This is a genomic window from Microbacterium sp. R86528 (assembly GCF_044596335.1).
Taxonomy (GTDB): Bacteria; Actinomycetota; Actinomycetes; order Actinomycetales; family Microbacteriaceae; genus Microbacterium; species Microbacterium marmarense.
Genome location: NZ_CP138996.1, coordinates 1,815,259 through 1,832,871 on the forward strand (window position 1 = coordinate 1,815,259; position 17,613 = coordinate 1,832,871).

At 63.8% G+C, this 17,613-nt stretch carries 18 protein-coding genes, 1 tRNA gene and 2 pseudogenes; 11 read left to right on the forward strand and 10 right to left on the reverse strand.

Translation table 11 applies throughout. From position 1 onward, the window contains the following. Positions 1-177 precede the first annotated feature (177 nt). Entirely contained in the window at positions 178-1,155 is a 978-nt protein-coding gene (locus SJY18_RS08435; RefSeq protein WP_396667236.1) for an aldo/keto reductase, read from the reverse strand. Between the two features lie 196 nt (positions 1,156-1,351). Here SJY18_RS08435 and SJY18_RS08440 point away from each other — a divergent pair, with 196 nt between their 5' ends. Together SJY18_RS08440 and SJY18_RS08445 are read left to right on the forward strand one after the other, a co-directional pair. Continuing rightward, positions 1,352-2,203 (forward strand): fumarylacetoacetate hydrolase family protein, encoded by an 852-nt coding sequence (locus tag SJY18_RS08440; protein ID WP_396667237.1) that lies wholly within the window; start codon positions 1,352-1,354, stop codon positions 2,201-2,203. Continuing rightward, positions 2,200-2,958: an SDR family NAD(P)-dependent oxidoreductase gene (locus tag SJY18_RS08445; protein WP_396667238.1), complete on the forward strand. Its 759-nt coding sequence runs from the start codon at positions 2,200-2,202 to the stop codon at positions 2,956-2,958. Before SJY18_RS08440 ends, SJY18_RS08445 begins: the two co-directional genes overlap by 4 nt. Before the next feature lie 105 nt (positions 2,959-3,063). Here the strand turns inward: SJY18_RS08445 and dcd are convergent, their stop codons facing one another. Next, the gene (dcd, locus tag SJY18_RS08450) at positions 3,064-3,669 is read right to left on the reverse strand and encodes a dCTP deaminase (protein WP_363583404.1); all 606 of its coding nucleotides are present in this window, start codon (positions 3,667-3,669) and stop codon (positions 3,064-3,066) included. A 67-nt stretch (positions 3,670-3,736) separates the two neighbouring features. On the opposite strand from dcd, the gene SJY18_RS08455 reads away from it, so the two are divergent. Continuing rightward, positions 3,737-3,810, forward strand: a tRNA-Gly gene (locus tag SJY18_RS08455). Positions 3,811-4,217: 407 nt separating this feature from the next. Here the strand turns inward: SJY18_RS08455 and SJY18_RS08460 are convergent. Both SJY18_RS08460 and SJY18_RS08465 read right to left on the reverse strand, forming a co-directional pair. Beyond that, positions 4,218-4,319, reverse strand: a pseudogene (locus SJY18_RS08460) (VOC family protein); the annotation flags it as partial. A 19-nt stretch (positions 4,320-4,338) separates the two neighbouring features. Then, positions 4,339-4,506: a hypothetical protein gene (locus SJY18_RS08465; protein ID WP_396667239.1), complete on the reverse strand. Its 168-nt coding sequence runs from the start codon at positions 4,504-4,506 to the stop codon at positions 4,339-4,341. A gap of 135 nt (positions 4,507-4,641) precedes the next feature. Here SJY18_RS08465 and SJY18_RS08470 point away from each other — a divergent pair, with 135 nt between their 5' ends. Next, positions 4,642-5,127, forward strand: coding sequence for a tetratricopeptide repeat protein (locus SJY18_RS08470; RefSeq protein WP_396667240.1), 486 nt, complete (start codon positions 4,642-4,644; stop codon positions 5,125-5,127). Between the two features lie 53 nt (positions 5,128-5,180). Here the strand turns inward: SJY18_RS08470 and SJY18_RS08475 are convergent, their stop codons facing one another. After that, positions 5,181-5,339, reverse strand: a complete 159-nt coding sequence (locus SJY18_RS08475; protein WP_396667241.1) for a hypothetical protein — start codon at positions 5,337-5,339, stop codon at positions 5,181-5,183. A gap of 131 nt (positions 5,340-5,470) precedes the next feature. On the opposite strand from SJY18_RS08475, the gene SJY18_RS08480 reads away from it, so the two are divergent. The 3 genes and pseudogenes from SJY18_RS08480 (at position 5,471) to SJY18_RS08490 (ending at position 7,729) form a co-directional block, all read left to right on the forward strand. After that, positions 5,471-6,355 carry a dihydrodipicolinate synthase family protein gene (locus SJY18_RS08480; protein ID WP_396667242.1) on the forward strand — a complete coding sequence of 295 codons (885 nt, stop codon included), beginning with the start codon at positions 5,471-5,473 and terminating at the stop codon, positions 6,353-6,355. Positions 6,356-6,411: 56 nt separating this feature from the next. Beyond that, positions 6,412-6,684, forward strand: a pseudogene (locus SJY18_RS08485) (recombinase family protein); the annotation flags it as partial. A gap of 526 nt (positions 6,685-7,210) precedes the next feature. After that, the gene (locus SJY18_RS08490; protein ID WP_337336615.1) at positions 7,211-7,729 is read left to right on the forward strand and encodes a DUF1269 domain-containing protein; all 519 of its coding nucleotides are present in this window, start codon (positions 7,211-7,213) and stop codon (positions 7,727-7,729) included. 109 nt (positions 7,730-7,838) lie between these two features. Here the strand turns inward: SJY18_RS08490 and add are convergent, their stop codons facing one another. The 3 genes from add to SJY18_RS08505 form a co-directional block, all read right to left on the reverse strand. Next, positions 7,839-8,891, reverse strand: coding sequence for an adenosine deaminase (add, locus tag SJY18_RS08495; protein ID WP_396667243.1), 1,053 nt, complete (start codon positions 8,889-8,891; stop codon positions 7,839-7,841). Positions 8,892-8,988: 97 nt separating this feature from the next. Beyond that, positions 8,989-10,176 (reverse strand): serine hydrolase domain-containing protein, encoded by a 1,188-nt coding sequence (locus SJY18_RS08500; protein WP_396667244.1) that lies wholly within the window; start codon positions 10,174-10,176, stop codon positions 8,989-8,991. A gap of 99 nt (positions 10,177-10,275) precedes the next feature. Then, positions 10,276-11,496 carry a multidrug effflux MFS transporter gene (locus SJY18_RS08505; RefSeq protein WP_396667245.1) on the reverse strand — a complete coding sequence of 407 codons (1,221 nt, stop codon included), beginning with the start codon at positions 11,494-11,496 and terminating at the stop codon, positions 10,276-10,278. A gap of 53 nt (positions 11,497-11,549) precedes the next feature. Here SJY18_RS08505 and SJY18_RS08510 point away from each other — a divergent pair, with 53 nt between their 5' ends. Beyond that, positions 11,550-11,993 carry a MarR family winged helix-turn-helix transcriptional regulator gene (locus SJY18_RS08510; protein WP_396667246.1) on the forward strand — a complete coding sequence of 148 codons (444 nt, stop codon included), beginning with the start codon at positions 11,550-11,552 and terminating at the stop codon, positions 11,991-11,993. Here the strand turns inward: SJY18_RS08510 and SJY18_RS08515 are convergent, their stop codons facing one another. After that, positions 11,994-12,608, reverse strand: a complete 615-nt coding sequence (locus SJY18_RS08515; RefSeq protein WP_396667247.1) for a TetR/AcrR family transcriptional regulator — start codon at positions 12,606-12,608, stop codon at positions 11,994-11,996. A gap of 58 nt (positions 12,609-12,666) precedes the next feature. Further along, entirely contained in the window at positions 12,667-13,338 is a 672-nt protein-coding gene (locus tag SJY18_RS08520) for a GAP family protein (protein ID WP_337336621.1), read from the reverse strand. 146 nt (positions 13,339-13,484) lie between these two features. Here SJY18_RS08520 and SJY18_RS08525 point away from each other — a divergent pair, with 146 nt between their 5' ends. From SJY18_RS08525 to SJY18_RS08535, 3 genes are read left to right on the forward strand one after another with little or no spacing between them, the layout of a single operon-like run. After that, complete coding sequence (locus tag SJY18_RS08525; RefSeq protein WP_396667248.1) at positions 13,485-14,528, forward strand: agmatine/peptidylarginine deiminase; 1,044 nt, start codon at positions 13,485-13,487, stop codon at positions 14,526-14,528. Next, the gene (locus SJY18_RS08530; RefSeq protein WP_396667249.1) at positions 14,525-16,243 is read left to right on the forward strand and encodes an amidase; all 1,719 of its coding nucleotides are present in this window, start codon (positions 14,525-14,527) and stop codon (positions 16,241-16,243) included. Before SJY18_RS08525 ends, SJY18_RS08530 begins: the two co-directional genes overlap by 4 nt. After that, positions 16,240-17,607: an aminotransferase class V-fold PLP-dependent enzyme gene (locus SJY18_RS08535; protein WP_337336624.1), complete on the forward strand. Its 1,368-nt coding sequence runs from the start codon at positions 16,240-16,242 to the stop codon at positions 17,605-17,607. Before SJY18_RS08530 ends, SJY18_RS08535 begins: the two co-directional genes overlap by 4 nt. The last annotated feature ends 6 nt before the right edge of the window (positions 17,608-17,613 follow it).

A 17,613-nucleotide genomic window follows, 5' to 3' on the forward strand; every position in this document is an offset into this window, starting at 1 on the left:
TGATGGGGGGGCTCACGGTCGACTTCGACCCTCGAGCATGGGGGAACATCGGATGACTTCGGGAAAACCGTACACTGACAGACGACGCCGTGGGAGTGCCCGCTCGCGTAGAAGAGTTCCTCGCTGCGGGTGCCGAACACGGCCCTGAGGCGTCCTAAACAGACACGCGGTGCGCGCTCACGCGAACGCCGCGGGAATAAGGCCGGCGTCAGCGAGCTCACGCCAGACCGCGTCAGGAATCTCAGTCGCGGCGCGCTCGATGTTCGACTGCACCTGGCGCTCACCACGAGCGCCGAGCACCACGCTGACGACGGTGGGATGACGGAACACATAGGCGATCGCCGCTTCGGGCAACGTCACCCCGTGGCGTTCACAGATGTCGGCAACTGCATTCGTTCGAGCCAAGAGAGGCTCGGGGGCGGGCTCGTAGTCGAACATGGCATCGGCGGCGGGGCGCGGCTTGCTCAACAGCCCCGAGTTGTAAACGCCCGCAACGACAATGCCGACTCCGCGTTCCTGTGCCAGCGGCAACAGGTCTGACACTGCGGTGTCATCAAGCAGGGTGAACCGGCCCGCGCACATCACCAGATCAATGTCAGCGCGCCGAATCAGCTCAGCCAGCGGTTCGGCGAAGTTCATTCCGGCACCCACCGCCGAAACGACGCCCTGCTCGCGCAATTCGATGAGCGCGCCGATGCCTTCGGTAGAAGCCTGCTCGAAATGGTTTTCTGGATCGTGAAGATAAAGGATGTCGAAGCGGTCAAGCCCCGTGCGCTCGAGCGACGCTTCGACCGAGCGCAGAATGCCGTCTCGGCTGAAGTCCCACACCCGCGTCGGGTCGGCAGGAACGTCATAGCCCTCTGTGTCGCGCAGATGCGCAGTCTCGGGTGTCGGCACCAGCAGCCGTCCGACTTTTGTGGAGACGACGTATTCATCTCGCGGTCGCGAGCGCAGCTGTTCGCCGAGTCGTCGCTCAGACAGACCCAGGCCGTAGTGCGGGGCCGTGTCGAAGTAGCGTATGCCGGCGTTCCACGCGGTATCAACGGTCTCAACAGTCTCTTGCTCGGTGGTAACTCGGAACAAATTGCCCAGTTGTGCGGCGCCAAGACCCAGCTCGGTGAGCTGTAAGCCGCGCGGCGTTGCGCGAGTACGCATGGTGATCCCTCCGTCAGTCACACCACTCTAAGTGGTTCGTGCGTTGAATGTCATCGCCGGCAGGAGCTGGCTGGCCCACTTCCGCGAAGCCAGTGCAACTAGGGTAGAATCATCCGATCTTTAGCGGATGCGTCAGCGCAGAATGCGGGTTGCTAAGCGGCCCACCGTTAAACACCCTGATCCAAAGGAGACACCCGTGACACTAGGACGCCTCGGAGACGTCGGTGAAGAGATTCCCGTCATCCGCCACGAAGGACGCGTGCTCGACCTGCGTTCGTTGACCACCGACATCGACGGTGCTTTCCTCGCCAGCGACGGCATCGCCCGTGCTCGCGCGGCCGCGGCTGCGGGCGAGCTCGCAGAGCTGGCTGGCGCAGCAGACATGCGCGTGGGCACACCGATCGCCCGCCCCGGCAAAGTTGTCTGCATCGGCCTGAACTACCACGACCACGCAGAAGAGACCGGCGCAGCCATTCCTGCCGAGCCCGTCGTCTTCATGAAAGATGCTTCGACCGTCAGCGGCCCTTTCGACGACGTACTTATTCCTCGCAAGTCACTCAAGACCGACTGGGAGGTTGAGCTGGGCGTCGTTATCGGCACTGAGGCACGCTACGTCGATTCACCCGAGTCAGCCCTCGCCCACGTTGCTGGCTATCTGCTTTCTCACGACGTCTCGGAGCGCGAGTTTCAGCTCGAGAAGAGCGGCCAGTGGGATCTCGGCAAGAGCTGCGAGACCTTCAACCCCCTCGGGCCCGACCTGGTGCCGGCTGACATGGTCGAAGACCCGCAGAATCTCGGTCTGCGCCTCTGGGTGAACGGTGTGCAGCACCAGAACGGCAACACCTCGGCGCAGATCTTCTCGATCGCGCATGTCATTTGGTACCTCTCGCAGTACATGGTGCTTCGCCCCGGCGATGTCATCAACACCGGCACCCCCGCTGGTGTCGCGCTCGGAATCGAAGGCCAGCCGTATCTGCGAGAAGGCGATGTGGTCGAGCTCGAGATCGACGGCCTCGGCCGCTCACGTCAGACGATGGTGCAGGCATGAGCGCCGGCGAGTTCGACGGCCTCGTTGCTGTCGTCACGGGCGGCGCGTCAGGAATCGGCCTGGCATCGGCGCTGGCGCTCGCTGAGCGGGGCGCGCAAGTTGCCGTACTTGACCTGAACCCGGCAGACCTGCCTGAGAACCTCACGGGGTTCGCCGGAAACGTTACCGATCGCGAGTCAGTGGATGCTGCGATGGCTGCCATCGCTGACAAGTTTGGCGGCATCGACATTGTCGTCAATAGCGCGGGTATCAGCTCGGTCGGCACCGTCGAAGAAGCAACCGAAAGCGACTGGAGTCGCGTGCTCGACATCAACGTCACCGGCACCGCTCGCGTCAGCGCGTCGGCGTTGCCGTGGCTGCGCAAGTCAGATCACGCGGTCATCGTCAACATCTGCTCGATCGCGGCGCTCAACGGCCTTCCGCAGCGTGCGGTCTACTCTGCTTCGAAGGGCGCGATTCTCGCGCTGACGTTTGCGATGGCGACCGACCATGTCGCCGAGGGTGTGCGCGTCAACTGCGTGAGCCCCGGCACCGTGTCGACTCCGTTTGTCGACCGAATGCTGCAGAAGTTCGACGACCCGGTGAAAGAGCGCGCCGCGCTCGACGCCCGCCAGGCTACCGGTCGCATGGTCACACCCGAAGAAGTCGCCGGTGGCGTCGTCTACCTCGCAAGCCCGCTGTCGGGCTCGACTACCGGCATCGCGCTTGACGTTGATGGTGGCGTGACGCACCTTCGCGTGCGCCCCAAGTCGTAGCGCCAACGAAGGCTGTCAGGCTCAGAGCAACCGGCAATCGCTGGGTTTGCTCTGGGCCTGATGTCGTTGGGCCCGGTGGGTCGCGGTGCCGTGCGCGCTCGCAGACTAACCGCCGAGCGAACCCGCGTCAGTCGTTCCGACGTTGGTGATGTGGAAGTTCTGGAACGATCGGGATGCTGTCGGTCCGCGTTGGCCCTGGTATCGATTGCCGTACGGACCCGAGCCGTATGGTGTCTCGGTCGGCGACGACAGCCGGAAGTAGCAGACCTGTCCGATCTTCATGCCGGGCCAGAGCTTGATCGGAAGCGTCGCAACGTTTGACAGTTCGAGCGTCACGTGACCCGAGAAGCCCGGGTCGATGAAGCCGGCCGTCGAGTGGGTTAGCAAGCCAAGCCGGCCGAGCGAAGATTTGCCCTCGAGGCGTGCGGCGATGTCATCGGGCAGGGTGATCTGTTCAAAGGTGCTGCCGAGCACGAACTCACCGGGGTGCAGAATGAACGGCTCGTTCGGCGCCGTCTCGATCAAGTGGGTCAGTTCAGGCTGGTCGACTGCCGGGTCGATGAAGGGGTACTTGTGGTTGTCGAACAGCCGAAAGTAGCGGTCGAGGCGAACGTCAACGCTCGAGGGTTGCACCATGGCGGGATCCCACGGGTCAAGGCCGATGCGGCCAGCGTCGAGCTCGAGTCGGATGTCGCGGTCTGAGAGCAGCACGGGTTCAGCCTATCGGCGTGACCGGTGGGGTTTGTTATGCTGGCGAAACGCCTTTTACCCGGCCTACGGGGATGTAGTTCAATGGCAGAACTTCAGCTTCCCAAGCTGATAGCGCGGGTTCGATTCCCGTCATCCCCTCCAATGTCCTCACGTGCGGCCGAAGGTCGTGCGGGAGGACATTTGTGTTGGATGCCGTAGGGATCGACCTGCCCGCGGGTGGGCCCACGCCGCCAGAGGCTCCGCGCGACGGCGAAGCCAGCGTGTGGAGAGGCGGTGGGGACGATTCCCGTCATCCCCTCCAATGTCCTCACGTGCGGCCGAAGGTCGTTGTCACTTCCAGAGCTATTCTGGACCTTCCAGATCTATGTCGGACTGATCCTTCCGCGGATGAACCCATTTACACACCGTTTAGGGTGGCTCCATCGCGCAGAATTTCGGGCCGGTCTTGTGAGAAGTCACCGTGGTCACACGAGTCCCAGCAGCTGCGTCGAACGATTTCGGCCCCGTTGCGCGGCCGGGACCGCCCTGCGGGCGGGGGCGTCTGCGCCTTAGACCCGGTCGTGGAGGGTGATCTGGTAGCCGTCGGGATCGGCGAAGGTGAAGGTGCGACCGAACGGGCCATCAAGCGGAGCTGAGACGATCGTGTGGCCACCCTCTTCTGAACGCGGCTCAGGCCTCAGGATGTCGGCTGTGGTCCTCGAGGTCGGGCTGGGTGCGCAGCACGTCGGCGATCTCCTCCTCCGGCCGCGGCGGGACGGTCTCGTCAGCCTCGAGCTCAGGAACGCTCGGCTCATCCGTAGCCGGGATGTGGTGGTCGGGAGTGTTCTCGTGGGACACGGCGAATCCTTCGGTCGGTATCACCGATAGCGTATGCCGATCCGCGTAGGGGCAGTGGCGGTGGGGCGGCATTGTGCGCGTGAACACTGCAATCACGCGCCGGCCTGAGTGAGTGCGGTCAACTATCGTTGCCGCATGGGCGAGAAGGCTGAGTGGGAGTCCCGGGTTGCGGCGTTCTGGGAGTCTTTCGATGACAGCAAGCCTCAGGACATGCTGACCGGCATGCGCGCGCTCGTTGAAGAGCGCCCCGAGGGAGACGCGCGAGCGCTGGCCGAGTGGGGCGGCGTTCACGATGCACTCGATCTCGGCGCCCAAGCTGTCGAGCCCTATCGCCGTGCGCTGGAGGCTGGTTTGGGCCTTGAGGAACAACATCAAGTCACGCTCCAACTCGCGAGCACGCTGCGAAACCTCGGCTTCGTCGACGAGTCGATCGGCCTGCTCGAGCAGCTCGATGCTCCCGAGCTCGGTGATGCACCTGCCGCATTCCTCGCTCTCGCGCTTCACAGCGCGGGTCAACCCAACGAGGCGTTGCGGACCGCGCTGACAGCCCTTGCCCCGCATCTGCCGATGTATGGTCGCGCTGCTAGCGACTATGCCGCGGAACTGGCGCCCGACGTATAGTCCGTGGCCGTCGAAGATCCCTCAGCGGCGTGTCCGTCGCGGTCGACGTCGGCCTAGTCAGTCTGGGTTTGGCTGACGGCTCGGTCGCCGGCATCAACCAGGTAGCCAGTAAACGCGAAGAACCCGACCCACAAAGTGATCGCAGTGACGAAGGACCCCACGACTATCAGCAACGCTGTGCGGCCGTCGCGCGACTTCGGAATGATGCTCATGTGCCGAGGTTACCGCGAGGCCCCAGCCAGAACTCTGTGGATCGCATCGAGTGAGGCTGACGCCGATCCCTCAGCGGGCGATGGCTGCAGATTCGCCGGTCGTGGAGGAGCGACCGGGTAGTTTTAGCCGTATGTTCTACGGGCTGAGTGCTTTTCCGATCACCCCTCTTTCAGGTGAATCGGTCGATGTCGCGGCATACGGACGCATCGTCGAGCGGCTCGCCGACGCACACGTCGACTCGATTGGCGCTCTTGGCTCGACCGGTTCGTACCCGTACCTCTCCACCGCTGAGCGGGCCCGAGCAGCTAGGGCGGCTGTCGCCGCAGCGGGCGAGGTCCCGATCATGGTCGGGGTCGGGGCGCTGACACTGTCCGACGTGTTGCGCAACGTGGAGTCGGCTCAGAAAGCAGGCGCAGCCGGCCTGCTGTTGTCGGTGATGACGTACCAGCCGCTCACCGACGAAGAAGTGATCGGTTTCATCGAAGACGTCGCGGCACACTCCTCGACATCCATCTGCATCTACGACAACCCGCGCACCACACACGTGACATTCACCGACGAGATGTTCATCCGGCTCTCTGGTCTGCCGAGAGTGCGCTCAATCAAGCTGCCGGGTACCCCAGTGCCAGAGTTCACCGACCGGGTCGACGCGCTACGCACTGCGCTTCCCGACACGACCACCTTTGGAGTCAGCGGCGACGCCTTCGCGGCCGACGCTCTGCTCGACGGCGCGGACGTCTGGTACTCCGTCATCGGCGGAGTTCTGCCAGTGCCGGCGCTGGAGCTCACACGTGCGGCGCAACGCGGCGACCGCTCAACTGTGGACGGTCTCGAAGCCCGGTTCGCTCCGCTCTGGGACCTCATGTCTCGCTACGGCGGCTATCGCGTCGTGACGCAGCTCGGCGTGATCCTTGGACTGACCGATGCCGTGACCCTCCCTCGCCCGGTGCGGCCGCTCCCCGGCGCGGCGGCCACCGAACTTGAAGCGATACTGCCGCAGCTCGCTGCACGCTGACCGATCCGAGCCGTGCGAGCTGATATTGACAGCGCAATGCTGGGCGCATGGATGCAATGCAGATTGGATACGCCAGGGTCTCAACAACAGATCAAGACCTCACTGCTCAACGCGACGGATTGTTGCGGCTGGGCGTTCGCGATGCGGACATCTATGTCGACCACGGAATGACTAGCACGAACCGTAGCCGCCCAGGTCTCAGGGAAGCGCTCGCCGCGACACGAAGCGGGGACACATTGGTGGTCACCAAGTTGGATCGGCTTGCGCGCTCCCTGCGTGATGCGCGCGAAATCGCCGACGAGCTCACGGCGAAAGGCGTCGCGCTGAGTCGCCGAACTCTTCGGCATCTCGCGTGCGACCGTCTACCGCGAGCTTCAGCATCGGCGTCAGGCATTCCTTGCCTCATGCGAGGCACACATCTACTAGCCTGCCGCGGGTTGAGTGCGTGCATGCCCACGATCCGATCCACGCCGATCAAACGCCGGCAGGCCCACGACAGTTCGTCGCGCAGAAACGTTCGGGTGGAGGGGAGGTGGGGCCGATTTCCGCCGTCCCCTCCACCCCACTAAACCACCGACCTCGCGGTGTCCGTTCCGAGGGACTCCTCAGGCCTGCGGCCCGCCTTCTTTGCTGTCGGTCAAGTCACTCGTGCCCGCGCAGGAACGCATCGAAGCATCCATAGCGCACTCACACGATTCGCATGATGAATGCGCTATCTGCCGGGAGTAGATTTCGGACTGTCAGCACCGCGAGTGCCTGCGATATGGAGCCGCTCGAGTGCCGACAACCCGCACGAGCTCTTCGCCCACTATCGATGAGCGAAGTCGAGTAAGACGAGCACCAAGGAGAATCCTCATGACCGATCCCAACTACTCACTTTTCATCGGAGCATACGACGACGAGACAGCAGCGCAAGAAGACTTCGCTACAGTCAAGGCTCTCGACGACGTCTCAGTCGTGGCCGCAATCGTGCTGTCGCGCGACGAAGAGGGTAAAGTCTCGGCAAAGGAGCACGGCGGCAAGGTCGTCGGCAAGGGCACCGGAATCGGTGCGGTCGCCGGGCTCGTCGTGGGCCTGTTCGCGCCGCCGCTTCTGCTTTCGGGAGCAGTCGGCGCCGGTATCGGAGCCGCAGTCGCGGGCATCGTGAAGCACCACGAGCAGAAGAAGATCGGCGTAGACGCCAAAGAGTGGCTGCCCGCCGGCTCTTCAGCGATCGTCGCGGTGATCGATGACAAGTACCTGGACCGCATCGATGCCGCCGTCGAGAAGTCGACTAAGAAGACCAACAAGGCCATCGACAAGGGCGACTTCGATGCCGTGGTGAAAGAAGTCGAAAAGGGAGACGAGAAGATCGCCGAGGCGATCGCTTCCTAGCAGCACCTCACGCGCGCGAAACCACGCCGTGTTGTGAAGGGGCCTTCTTCGTCGAGCACAGTCTTCATCGACTGCATTCCTCGAAGGAGGCCCTTCTCGTGCAATTCCACTATCGCGCCTCGTCGCCCTTCCAGGCGGCGTTGAGAGCAGCGATGGCGCCATCCACCTCGCCGAGAAGTTCGTGCTTCTCATCGTCGTTGCACCATGCCGCTTCGAATCCCGCACGCGCGATTCGAGCACCTTCGTCTCCACCAAAGCCCATGGCCGGCAATGCCACGGTGTATTCCTTGCCGATATCGGTCTTGAAGAAGACCGCATCGTCGGTGGCAAACGTCACCGGCAGGCCAGCACGAATCATCTGTGCAATGCGGTGATCGGGCGTGAACTGCCAGCTCGAGAGCATGTCTGTCGAATGGGGAGTGCACGTGAACGCGACTCCGCTGGCTGCGACCTTCTCGAGCGCCACGGCATCATCCACGACGCGGTACCCATGATCGACGCGATCGACGTTGAGAACTTCAACGGCGTCGACGACGTTCTGCGCGGATGCGTTCATGGTTTCGCCCGCATGGGCGCTGCGACGCAAGCCATGCCGTTCGGCCAAAGCGTACGCCTCACGAAACCGCAGCGGGTCTTCGGTCAGCTCGGGCGTGAGGTCGTCTTGTCCGATACCGACCACAGCGTCGCGCGGATGGGCAATGACGGTCCGCACCATTTCGACGGCGGTCGCCGGGGGCAACGAGCGGTTGATGGCGGCCACGATCCGAAATCCGACGCCGAAGTCGCGTTTGGCCTGTGTGAGCCCATCCGTCATCGCGTCGATGAGCGACGGGTATTTGAACCCCAGCGAGGTGAAGTTGTCGGGGTTCACGAAGTACTCGCGATAGCGCAGATTGCCATCGCGCACGGCATCGTGAACACCTTCGTAGGCGACGCGTGCGATCTCATCACCCGTGGTGAGAACGTTATGCGCGGCGTTGAACACATCCAGAAAGTCCGGAAGGCCGTCGTAGTCAAGCAGCGCATCAAGATCATCGGTCTTCAAAGGCACGTCATGGGCCGTTGCGAGCTCGCGCAACGTAGTGAGCCGCATCACAGAAACGAAGTGGCAGTGCAACTCCGCCTTGGGCAAGAGCCGCAGGTAGTCAGTGAGGCTCAACATGGTGTGTCTCCCGGAGATTGATGTGCTGCACGCTGGCGCGGAGCCTAAAGCCTAGCCAACCCGGCGCACCGCACTGAGCCACGGCGGCGAGCAGACGTCACATGCTCGCTTCAATAGCGGCTGCCATCGCACGGAAGGTTTGGTCTGCGGGGTGCGCTCCATCTGCCACGTTCGACTCGTTCATGTAGACGACGATGCTCGCGCCAGTCTCGGGCTCATAGAAGGTGGCGGCGGTGAACCCGATGCCCTCGCCGTTGTGTCCCCACCACCCGTCGGTGGTGCCAATGCCCACCGCGTAGAGATCGTACGGCGGGCTGGGAATCTCGTGGCCGACCTCGCGGATCTCCTGCATCTCGGGCGTCACGAGCGCTCCGGTTCCGAGCATCTCAGCCCACACGCGACCGTCATCAAGGGTCGAGAACATCGAACCCGCCGGGCCGAAGATCGAAGCGTTCTCTTGCTGTGCAATCGGAACACCGTCTTCGACGATGTAGCCCACCGCATGCGGCTCAGACCAGTCATCAACGTCGGTGATGTAGCTCGTTCCGGTTTGCTCGAGTGGCTCAAGAATGCGCTCGGTGAGCACCTCGGTGAACCGCTGCCCGGTGGCCTCTTCGATCACCGAACCCAGAAAGTTGATATTCGAGTTCGTGTATAGGTACTCACTACCCGGCGCGAACCGCGCTGGCTGCCCGATCGCAGCCGCATTCAGTTCATCGAGCGTGAAGACTCGCGTGGGATCGGCGACAAACTCCTCGATGAACCCCTCATTCACATAGTCAGCATTGCCGCTCGACATGTTCGCCAGTTCGAGCAGGGTGATCTCGTCGCCGTTCGGCACGCCATCAACGTACTGATCCAGAGTGTCGTCGAGACTCAACGTGCCCTCGTCTGCCAGTTGCAGCAGCAGGGTGACCGTGTACGACTTGGTGATGCTGCGGATCGGCCACACCATGTCGGTGGTCGCATCGACGCCGCCTTCGACGTCAGCAAGCCCCGCCGCGGTCATCCATGACCCTTCGCCCGGTATCCACACGCCGGCTACAGCCCCCGGCACGTCATACTCCGCCATCTTCTCGTCGAGTGTTGCCTGCAGTTCTGACTGAAGCAACTCCGGCAACTGTCCCTCCGGCGCGGCCGGGCGCAAGACGGCTTCGGCCGCGGAGGTCTCTTCGGCTTCACCACCGCCAGCAGACGTGCAAGCACCGAGGGAAACGCCCGTCAGCGCGATGACGGAAAGAGCAAGTGCTCGCTGGCGGCGTGAACTGCTAAAACTCGTCGGCATGCTCGTCTCTCCTGCTGTTGTACACGGGGCTGCGGTTCCCATAATCTCAGCGCCAGGTGCGCGCGGCCATAGACCCAGGTCACGCTTGACTCTGGGGCGTCACTGTTTCGTGAACTCGACAGGATTGCTCGGCTTCTGCACCACTGCGGTGAACCGACCGCTGACGTGGGCCACCGCGGCCAGAAGCGCCATCGTGAACATGACCACCGCGAGCGGAAGAGTCGCTTCGCTGCCCCCCAGCCCGACAAGCGGCGAAACAATCGCAGCAAACCCGAATTGCGATGCCCCCAGCACCGCAGAGCCCGTGCCAGATGCACCGGGAACCGCTGAAAGCGCGAGAGCCGTCGCCGGCCCCATGACAAATCCAAGCGACGCAACCGACACGAAGATGGGAACCATCATCCACGCCGCGGGAAGAGCCGAGAGCGCGAGCGCCAACACTGCGGTCGTCGAGCCGACAAGCCCGATCACACCCCAGCCGAGCACTGTGCGCGAAGTGAAGCGACGCAGCATCCGACTGCCGATGAAACTGCACCCCGCCAGCCCGAGGGCGTTGAGCCCGAAGAACAGTCCGTAGACCGTCGGCTCCAGCCCAATCACGTCTTGATAGAGAAAAGGGGATGCTGAGATGTAAGCCATCATCACCGAGAACCCGAACACGAAAGTTGCCGCCGGTGTCAGATACTGCGCAGAAAGCAACAGGCGAAAACGGCCGGTCCCTGCCGGCGAACGCTGCTCGCGGGGCAAGGTCTCTTTCACGACAAACCACGAGCCCAAAAGCATCACGACTGAGAGCGCGACGAGCACTCCGAGCACGCCTCGCCAGCCCAACTGATCGAGCACGAGGCTTCCGGCAAGCGGCGCGATCACGGGGGCGATCCCGCCCACGATCATCATCAGGCTGAAGGCTCTCGCCGCCGCGTCGCCCTTCTCGCGGTCCGCAACCACGGCGCGGCCGAGCACCATGCCTGCCGCCCCGCTGACGCCCTGCAACAGTCGCGCGGCGATCAGCAACTCGACCGACGGTGCGAGCATCACCGCAATGCTCGCGAGTACAAACACCGTAGAGCCAATGAGAAGCGGCCCGCGCCTGCCCACTCGATCAGAAATGGGTCCGAAGACAAGCTGACCGATCGCGAGCCCGATCAAGAAGCTCGTCAGGGTCAGCTGAATCGTTGCCGCCGAGGTGTTCAGTTCCTCCGCCATGACCGGAAACGCCGAAAGATACAAGTCGGTCGAGAACGGCGCCACACTTGCCAACAGGGCCAAAGTGACCAGGAGCAGCGGCCCCAGGCCGGTCGATCGCGAGGTGCGAGTCATGAAACTCCTTATCAAAGGTTAACTATCCACAGATAAGGATATAGCATTGCTTCATGGATCAGCCCCGCTCACCATCGCTGTTCGCTCTCGCCGATCTGATCCATGCCGTCTCGAGGCAGATGAACTTCAACGACGACAGCGGAAAGCCGGTTCTCACGCCTCTCGAGACCACCGTGCTGCGCTATGTAGACCGCCACCCCGGCACCGCAGCCGGCGCGGCCGCGAAAGCAGTGTCGCTCCAGCCGAGCAACTTCAGCCGCGCCCTACGCAGCCTTGAGACCAAGGGCTATGTCCGCCGAGAGCAAGACACTCAGGATGCCCGAGCGGTTCGCCTGCACCCCACCGATCTCGCTGCGAAGAACCTCGAGATACTCGATGCCACCTGGACAGCAATGCTTCAGGGCATCGTCGATGACAACATGCGCGACACTATGATCGCGGGCCTGGAACGCATCGAGCACGCACTTGTCGAGCGCCACCGCCACCGCCACCGCTGATCAACGAGACCTGAGCCGGCCCGACTCCAACCCGAGCAGCGGCTCAACGGCTCGCTCGAGCAGCTCGCGTCGCCCCTCGGGCTCGCCCCACCGCACCAGCGTGTGAGCGCTGAGGCCATCGATCATGCCCAGGAGCAACCAAGCGACGCCCTGAGTGTCTTCGACTCGAAAGTCCCCCGAAGCGGCGCCGGTGTGCAGCAATGCCGCGATGAACTGCTGCCACTCATCCATGCGTCTGCGCACCTCGGCGGCGAGCGCTTCGTTGCGCTCTCCCATCCCCCACGACTGCACCCAGACCAACGTCACATCGGTTCTCGATCCGTCGAGCACGGTCGCCAACAACGTCGCTACTTGCGCTGCAGGGTCGGCGATCCCGCTAAGTAGCATCGCCAGCTCAGCGAGCTCGCCACCGACAATGTCGCCGAAAGTCGATGCCACCAACTCGTCCATGCTGGGCGCATAGTGCGCAACCAACCCAGAAGCGACACCCACTCGCGCGGCGACTGCGCGCAGGGTGACGGCCGAGAGACCCTCGGCGAGCGCAAGTTCGCGGGCCGCATCGGTGATCTCGGCTCGGCGCTGATCGGCCGATCGGCGAGTGCGTGGTGCGGGCATGACAGCGATTCTGTCGCGTCAGATGCGATTGATCAAGTGATCAACATGCACGAGGCGATTAGAAGCTGCCGATGCCCTTTCCGATGAGATTGACTCCGATTACGAGCATGAGCAGCGCCATGATGAGCGCGTTCTCGTGAGCGAGCCACTCCCGCATCTTGTCGAGGGGTGCGCGCAGCTTGGTCGGTGCGATCAAGTAGGCGATCACAGGAACCGCGACCGTCGAGGCAGCGATCACGACGAAGATGACGATCACGATGACCGTTGACCCCGCGTCGAGGCCCGCCGTGCCGATGCTGACGCCGGCCGACACCGCCAACAGCAGGTTCTTCGGGTTGACGGCCGAAAGCAAGAAGGCGAGGCCAAAAGCGCTGAAGAAGGTCACGTTGTCGATCGCCTTCATCCACTTCGGCAGCTTCGGCGTCTCGCCGGCCTTTGGCCGGCTCTTCCACTGACGAACCGCCACCACCAACAGCAGCAGACCCAGCACCAGCTGAATCGTGCCTACCACCGGGCTCGATCCGCTGGAACTGTCGGTAGGAACCACCGACGACAACAGCGTGAACGCGGTCACCGCCACCACGATGCCGACGATCCACCCCAGCAGAAACCCGACACTCGTCACTTTCGCTTTGGGTGAGAGCAGCATCAGGATTGCCGCAATGATGGGCACAACGCTGATCGCCACCCCCAGCGCGAGCGGTAAAACGTCGCCAATGACACTGTTCATGCCGAAACCCCATTCGTCGATCACCGCCAGCCTAGGGCCACCGCGTGGTCGCTCACTTCGCGGCGCGCACGAGCATTGACGCCGCGGCACGATCTGAGTATTCTCGGGGCTAATTGATCAGGCGATCAATACAAGAAGAGGATGCTATGAACTGGCGCATGCCCGCAGAAACCGCACCCCACGCCCGCACCTGGATGGCGTTTCCTCGTGAGGGTGTCACCCTCGGCGAGTCTGCTGCAGAGCGCGAGGCAGGCTACGCCGCATGGGCTGCCGTGGCCCACGCCACCGCCCAGTTCGAACCCGTCACCATGGTCGTCGATCCGACCGAGTTGGTTCGCGCCCGACGCATGCTGAGCGAAGACATCACAATCCTCGAAGCGCCCCTCGACGAATTCTGGATGCGCGACATGGGGCCCACCTTCGTGGTCGACGATGACCGCCCCGGAGTGCTCGGCGCTGTGGACTGGACTTTCAACGGCTGGGGTGCTCCGGAATGGGCGGAGTGGCGGCTCTCTGCCGAGATCGGCCGCTTCGTGGCCGCGGCCCGCGGCGCAGAGCTTGTGAGCTCTTTGCTCGTCAACGAGGGCGGCGGCATTCACGTTGATGGTGAAGGCACCGTGCTGCTGACAGAAACCGTGCAACTCGACCCTCGCCGAAACCCCTTCGCCGATCGCGCTCGCGTCGAAGCAGAGATGCTGCGCGCCCTCGGCGCGACGCGCGCGGTCTGGCTTCCTCGCGGCCTTACTCGTGACTACGACGACTTCGGCACCAACGGCCACGTCGATATCGTCGCCACGCTCACCTCTCCGGGAACGCTGTTGCTCCATGATCAGCCGAACCCCGGCCACCCCGACCACGCGGTCATGCAAGAGATCCGCGCCGCACTCAGCGAGCAGACAGATGCCGCAGGTCGACGTCTTGAGATCGTCAACATCGTCGCACCCGAAACTCTGCGCGACGACGAAGATTTCGTCGACTGGAGCTACGTCAATCATCTTGTCGTCAACGACGGCGTGATCGCCTGCGGATTCGAGGAAGACCGGGCGGATGCTGCGGCGCGCGCCACGCTCGAAGCGGTCTACCCTGGGCGCGAGGTCGTCACCGTTGACGCACGCGACATCTTCGCGCGGGGCGGCGGCATTCACTGCATCACCCAGCAAGAACCCGCGCTCACGGAAGGTGCCGCATGATCGACGTCGTCGAAGCATCCATCGCTGACCTACGGGCTGCGCTTGAGTCTGGCAACACGACGGCAGTGCAACTCGTTGACGCCTACCTGGCACGCATCGACGCCTACGACGCACCAGATACGACCACAGCCCTCAACGCCGTCGTGGTGCGAAACCCCGACGCGCGCACCGAAGCTGCCGCCTCTGACGCACGGCGAGCAGCGGGCGAGACGCGCGGTGCGCTTGACGGCATTCCCTACACCGCGAAAGACAGCTACCTGGTCGCGGGGCTCACCGCGGCAGCTGGCAGCCCGGCATTCGCTGAGCTCGTCGCTCAACACGATGCGTTCACAATCGCGCGATTGCGGGCGGGCGGCGCGATCTGCCTCGGTCTGACGAACATGCCCCCGATGGCGAACGGCGGCATGCAGCGCGGCCTGTACGGACGCGCAGAGAGCCCTTACAACGGCGAATACTTGACTGCTCCGTTCGCCTCAGGCTCGTCGAACGGCTCGGGAACAGCGACCGCCGCGAGCTTTGCCGCATTCGGGCTGGGCGAAGAGACGTGGTCGAGCGGGCGAGGCCCGGCCTCACACAACGCGCTGTGTGCGTACACACCGTCGCGCGGCGTGATCTCCACCCGAGGCAACTGGCCGCTCGTTCCCACGATGGATGTCGTAGTGCCCCAGACGCGAACAATGGCTGACCTCCTCGAAGTACTCGACGTGATCGTCGCTGACGACGCAGACACACGCGGCGACTTCTGGCGCGCGCAGCCGTGGGTTTCGCTACCCGCAGCATCCACTATTCGCCCCGATTCCTACCCCGCTCTTGCCGCGGAACGGGGGATGCTGGCCGGCGCACGCTTCGGCATCCCACGCCTCTACATCAACGCCGACCCGCTCGCTGGGACGGCCAAGGCCCCGGGAATCGGCGGACCCACGGGGCAGGCCATCCACACGCGAGAATCTGTTGTCGCGCTGTGGCAGTCAGCCCGACGAAGCCTCGAAGCCGCGGGGGCGACAGTCATTGAGGTCGACTTTCCCGTCGTTTCGAACTACGAGGGTGATCGCCCAGGGGCGCCGACGATCGCAACTCGCGGACTCGTGAGTGCGCAGTTTCTGCAGCGCGAGATCGTCGATCTTTCGGCGTGGGGGTGGGAAGACTTTCTCAGCGCGAACAACGACCCGACCGTGAATACCCTGGCCCACATCGATGGCGCCACCATCTTCCCCCACCCCGAAGGCGCGCTTGCCGACCGCTATACCGGCTTCGACGACGACATCGCCGAGTATCCCGACTGGGTTCGCGAGCACCCAGGTGCCCGATTCGAAGACATGCCCGAGCTCGCAGACGGTCTGCGGGGGCTCGAAGAAACACGTCGACTAGATCTCGAACAGTGGATGGATTCACACCGTCTCGATGCCGTCGTCTTTCCGGCGGTCGCTGATGTCGGCCGCGCCGATATGGACGTCAACCCCGTCTCAGCCGAGGCAGGGTGGCGCAACGGAGTGTGGATCGCCAATGGCAATCTGACAATTCGTCACCTGGGAATCCCCACGGTGACCGTGCCGATGGGCATCATGGGAGATATCGGAATGCCGGTCGGTCTCACTTTTGCGGGTCGCGCCTACGACGACTCCGCTTTGCTGAGCATCGCGGCGGCGTTCGAAGCTACCGGCAGCCGCCGAATGGCACCACCCCGCACCCCACCCCTGTCTGGAGATCCGTCATGACCCACGGCGCAAACCCCGCCCGCATGCACGAGATCAGCGACGAGACGACCGCGATCGTCGACCTCGTTCTCGCGTACTCGCGCGAGCGACTGCTCGCCACCGAGAACCCGCTCGACAAGCCCCTACCCCCCGCTGAGCTCGCACGCCTGGCCGGGCGCACGATCAGCGAGCACGGCATCGGCGCGCGCAAAGCCCTGTCGACGTTCGAGCATGTGCTCGCACCCTCGTGCATCACCACCGATGACCCGCAGTACCTGTCGTTCATTCCATCTGCGCCGACGAAAGCGTCTGCGGCCTTCGACGTGGTCGTCTCGGCAAGCGCCCTCTACGGCGGTTCGTGGCTCGAGGGCGCCGGCGCAGTGCACGCCGAGAACGAAGTGCTTCGCTGGCTTGCCGGCGAGTTCGGTCTGCCCGCAACCGCCGGTGGCGTGTTCGTGCAGGGCGGAACTCTCGGCAACCTATCGGCACTGGTCGCTGCCCGCGAAGCCGCACGTGAACGGGGCGTTCGCCCCGACCGCTGGCGCATCGTGTGCAGTGTCGAAGCACACTCGTCGATTGCGTCGGCGGCTCGCGTAATGGATGTCGAGATCGTCAGTGTGCCCTCAGGAGACGATGGGATGCTGCGCGGCACCGCCGTGCGCGACGCGCTCTCTACCCACGGCGACAGCGTTTTTGCGGTGGTCGCGACCGCTGGCTCAACGAACTTCGGCATCGTCGATGACATCGCTTCGATCGCCGAGGTCACGGCCGAGTTCGGCGTCTGGTTGCACGTTGACGGTGCCTACGGCCTTGCCGCCATGCTCTCGCCCCTCGCCCGGCACCGCTTTGCCGGTGTCGAGAGCGCCGATTCGCTGGTAGTCGATCCGCACAAGTGGCTCTTCGCCCCTTTCGACGCGTGCGCGCTGATCTATCGCAACCCCGAACAGGGCAAGCGTGCGCACACCCAACACGCCGAGTACCTCGACACGCTCACCGAGACCGGTGACTGGAGTCCGTCCGACTACGCCGTGCATCTCACTCGACGGCCGCGCGGTCTGCCCCTCTGGTTCTCGCTCGCGACATACGGGGCAGCCGCCTACCGCGACGCCATCACAGCCTCACTGGAACTTGCTCAACGGATCGCCGACGAGATCGACGAGCGCGACGAGTTCACCCTCGTGAGGCGCCCGCAGCTGTCTGCGGTCGTATTCGAACGCAACGGCTGGCAGAAATCCGACTACAGCGTGTGGTCGAGCCGGCTGCTCGACCAGCAGCATGCGTTCGTGACACCAAGCAGCCACCGCGGGCGCACGAACGCGCGTTTCGCGATTCTCAACCCGCGCACCACGCTTGAGCATCTGACCGCGATTCTCGACACGATGTGAGCGCCA

What these genes read in the sequence shown, in the direction of transcription:
- SJY18_RS08500 (WP_396667244.1), bottom strand. Translation starts at nt 10,176, where the DNA reads ATGCCGACGAGTTTTAGCAGTTCACGCCGCCAGCGAGCACTTGCTCTT.
- SJY18_RS08470 (WP_396667240.1), top strand. Translation starts at nt 4,642, where the DNA reads ATGGGCGAGAAGGCTGAGTGGGAGTCCCGGGTTGCGGCGTTCTGGGAG.
- SJY18_RS08475 (WP_396667241.1), bottom strand. Translation starts at nt 5,339, where the DNA reads ATGAGCATCATTCCGAAGTCGCGCGACGGCCGCACAGCGTTGCTGATA.
- SJY18_RS08510 (WP_396667246.1), top strand. Translation starts at nt 11,550, where the DNA reads ATGGATCAGCCCCGCTCACCATCGCTGTTCGCTCTCGCCGATCTGATC.
- SJY18_RS08505 (WP_396667245.1), bottom strand. Translation starts at nt 11,496, where the DNA reads ATGACTCGCACCTCGCGATCGACCGGCCTGGGGCCGCTGCTCCTGGTC.
- SJY18_RS08535 (WP_337336624.1), top strand. Translation starts at nt 16,240, where the DNA reads ATGACCCACGGCGCAAACCCCGCCCGCATGCACGAGATCAGCGACGAG.
- SJY18_RS08530 (WP_396667249.1), top strand. Translation starts at nt 14,525, where the DNA reads ATGATCGACGTCGTCGAAGCATCCATCGCTGACCTACGGGCTGCGCTT.
- SJY18_RS08480 (WP_396667242.1), top strand. Translation starts at nt 5,471, where the DNA reads ATGTTCTACGGGCTGAGTGCTTTTCCGATCACCCCTCTTTCAGGTGAA.
- SJY18_RS08445 (WP_396667238.1), top strand. Translation starts at nt 2,200, where the DNA reads ATGAGCGCCGGCGAGTTCGACGGCCTCGTTGCTGTCGTCACGGGCGGC.
- SJY18_RS08525 (WP_396667248.1), top strand. Translation starts at nt 13,485, where the DNA reads ATGAACTGGCGCATGCCCGCAGAAACCGCACCCCACGCCCGCACCTGG.
- SJY18_RS08520 (WP_337336621.1), bottom strand. Translation starts at nt 13,338, where the DNA reads ATGAACAGTGTCATTGGCGACGTTTTACCGCTCGCGCTGGGGGTGGCG.
- SJY18_RS08515 (WP_396667247.1), bottom strand. Translation starts at nt 12,608, where the DNA reads ATGCCCGCACCACGCACTCGCCGATCGGCCGATCAGCGCCGAGCCGAG.
- SJY18_RS08490 (WP_337336615.1), top strand. Translation starts at nt 7,211, where the DNA reads ATGACCGATCCCAACTACTCACTTTTCATCGGAGCATACGACGACGAG.
- SJY18_RS08435 (WP_396667236.1), bottom strand. Translation starts at nt 1,155, where the DNA reads ATGCGTACTCGCGCAACGCCGCGCGGCTTACAGCTCACCGAGCTGGGT.
- add (WP_396667243.1), bottom strand. Translation starts at nt 8,891, where the DNA reads ATGTTGAGCCTCACTGACTACCTGCGGCTCTTGCCCAAGGCGGAGTTG.